Annotated in this window: 1 protein-coding gene; it reads right to left on the bottom strand. The window is 58.7% G+C overall.

Annotation, left to right across the window (positions count from 1 at the left end; genetic code table 11):
• Positions 1–38: 38 nt before the first annotated feature.
• Positions 39–1,126 (bottom strand): IS3 family transposase gene (locus tag ACFIQF_RS24595; RefSeq protein WP_393946280.1). Its coding sequence is split into 2 segments (ribosomal slippage): positions 39–874 and positions 874–1,126, totalling 1,089 coding nucleotides; the frame shifts between segments, so codons are not numbered across the junction.
• Positions 1,127–1,188: the final 62 nt, after the last annotated feature.

Raw genomic sequence — 1,188 nt, forward strand, 5'->3', positions numbered from 1 at the left:
GGTAATCCCCCCACAAACCACCGCTCTGAGAAGTAGAGCTATGCGGCCATGGCCAGCCGCTGTTTGGGGGTGATGCCGCCCAATGCCATGTTCGGGCGTTCATGGTTGTAGCGCCACATCCACTGCGTGGCGTACTCCCGAACCTCGTCGAGGTCCGACCAATAATACTGTGACAACCATTCGTAGCGAACCGTTCTGTTAAAGCGCTCCACGTAGGCATTTTGCTGAGGCTTACCGGGCTGGATGTGTTCGATGCGGATTCCTTGCCCGCCGGCCCAGTGCAGCAGCGCAGCGCTGATGTATTCCGGCCCGTTGTCACAACGTATCGCCTGTGGCTTTCCACGCCAGGCGACAACCTGCGTCAGGGTCCGGATCACACGATGCGCAGGCAGTGAGAAGTCCACCTCGATGCCCAGCGCCTCACGGTTGAAGTCATCAATCACGTTGAGTAGCCGGATAGTGCGGCCATCTTCAAGCTGGTCATGCATGAAGTCCATTGACCAGACTTCGTTGCAGTGCTCTGGCACTGTGAGCGGCTCGGGCCTCTCACGCACCAGACGCTTTCGGGGCTTGATGCGCAGGTTCAGCTCCAGCTCCCGGTAGATGCGGTAGACACGTTTGTGATTCCAGACAAAGCCACGCACGTTGCGCAGATGCAGAAAGCACAAGCCGAAACCCCAGTTGCGGTTGTTGTCGGTCAGGCGCATCAGCCATCGGGCAATCTGCTCGTCTTCGTTGTTGCGCTGGGCCACATAGCGATAGCAGGCTTGGCTGATCTGGAACGCCTGGCAGGCAGACCGAATCGACACGCCGTACTGCTGCACGGCTCGCTGAGCCATCTCACGTCTGCGAGATGGCTTCACCACTTTTTTGCGAGAGCCTCCGAGACGATCTCGGCCTTGATCTTTTCCTCGACGTACATCTTGCGCAGCCGCCGGTTCTCCTCTTCCAGCTCCTTCATGCGAGCCATAAGCGAGGCATCCATGCCGCCGAACTTGGCCCGCCACTTGTAGAACGTTGCCGAGCTGACGCCCAGTTCACGGCAGAGCTCAGGAACAGCCAAGCCGGCCTCGGCTCGCTTGAGCGCGTCGATGATCTGGCTGTCGGTGAAACGTGATTTCTTCATGGTAGAGATTCTCCTGTGAGAGTCTCTACTTCTCAGCGCGCTGGAATTGCGGGGGGATTACC

Source organism: Comamonas trifloxystrobinivorans (assembly GCF_043359985.1).
GTDB lineage: Bacteria > Pseudomonadota > Gammaproteobacteria > Burkholderiales > Burkholderiaceae_C > Comamonas > Comamonas trifloxystrobinivorans.